Source organism: Streptomyces colwelliae (assembly GCF_048158785.1).
GTDB lineage: Bacteria > Actinomycetota > Actinomycetes > Streptomycetales > Streptomycetaceae > Streptomyces.
Genome location: NZ_JBLTJC010000788.1, coordinates 1 through 1,427 on the forward strand (window position 1 = coordinate 1; position 1,427 = coordinate 1,427).

The 1,427-nt window shown below is 66.7% G+C and carries 2 protein-coding genes; one reads left to right on the plus strand and one right to left on the minus strand.

The genetic code is table 11. The features are described 5' to 3' along the window. The first annotated feature begins 104 nt into the window (after window positions 1-104). Window positions 105-701 carry a flavodoxin family protein gene (locus ACNFOC_RS54355; protein ID WP_416966308.1) on the plus strand — a complete coding sequence of 199 codons (597 nt, stop codon included), beginning with the start codon at window positions 105-107 and terminating at the stop codon, window positions 699-701. A 31-nt stretch (window positions 702-732) separates the two neighbouring features. On the opposite strand, the gene ACNFOC_RS54360 is transcribed toward ACNFOC_RS54355, so the two are convergent. Continuing rightward, a partial coding sequence (locus ACNFOC_RS54360) for an ABC transporter permease (protein ID WP_416966309.1) occupies window positions 733-1,427 on the minus strand: 695 nt, incomplete at its 5' end.

The following is a 1,427-nucleotide window of genomic DNA, read 5'->3' on the forward strand; positions in this document are numbered from 1 at the left end:
CACCCACACACCGCACCCCGCAGGCACCCCATGGACAGATGATTGCGCGCGCATATAATGCATACACCTACAACCGCCGCACGCCGATTACCCCTGGGGGACCCATGACCCGCCGTTTCCTCTTCGTGCTGGGCAGCGCCCGCCTGGACGGCAACACCGAACTGCTCGCCCGCAGGGCCGCCGAACAGCTGCCCCCGGACGTGGAGCAGGAGTGGATACGCCTGGCCGACCACCCGCTCCCCGACTTCCTGGACATCCGGCACGACGGAATAGTCCGGCCAGTCCAGCCCACCGAGAACGACACCATCCGGCAGCTCCTGGACGCCACCCTCGCCGCGACGGACATCGTGATCGCCTCGCCGGTCTACTGGTACTCCCTGTCCGGCCTCACCAAGCGCTACCTGGACTACTGGTCCGACTGGCTGCGCGTCCCCGGCGCCGACTTCAGGGCGACGATGGCCGACCGCACCCTCTGGGGCGTCTCCGCCCTCGCCGACGACGAACCCGTGGTGGCCGACCCGCTGATCGGCACGCTCAACAACTCGGCCGCGTACATGAAGATGCGCTTCGGCGGAGTCCTCCTCGGCAACGGCAGCGCCCCCGGCGACGTACTGAAGGACACCGAGGCACTGACCCGAGCGAAGACGTTCTTCGCCCAGGACGCCCCGCTCGCCCGCTTCCCGCACGAGACCGGAGCCTGACCGGACGCCGAATCTCAGGCATGGACGAATCTCAGGCCGTGATGTCCTTCGCCGTGAACCGCGCCCACGCCGCCGACCCGAACACCGCCGCGTACAACGCCTGAAGGCCCAGGTTCTTCACCAGGTCGTCCCAGTACACCGGTTCGCGCATGAGGTCGGCGAAGGACAGCCAGTAGTGCGAGAAGAAGTACGGCTGGAGCGCGTGCAGTTGAGGAATCTGGTCAAGAATCTGCACGGTGATCAGCAGCCCCACGGTGGTAGCCATCGCCGCGATACCACTGCTGGTCATGGTCGAGATGAACAATCCCAGGGCGGCGATACCGACAAGCGACGCGGCAACGACCAACGCGATCAACAGCGCCCGCCCCAACCCCTCCGCGAAACTGATCTGCGTACCGGAAATGGTCGTCAGATCGCCCAGCGGAAAGAGCAACGCCCCCACCGTCAGCGCCGACAGCGCCACGACGAGCGTCGCCACCACACAGAACGTCATCACCGTCGCGTACTTGGTGAGAAGCAGCCGGGTACGGCCGGCCGGAGCGACCAGCAGATAGCGCAGCGTCCCCCCGCTGGCCTCGCCCGCGATCGAGTCGCCCGCGACGACCCCGATGGCCATCGGCAGAAAGAACGGAAGCGTGGCGGCCAGCGCCGTGAACACCAGGAACAGCCCGTTGTTGGTGATCTGCGCGATGAACGCGGGCCCAGGTCCTTTGTCCGAGACACGCT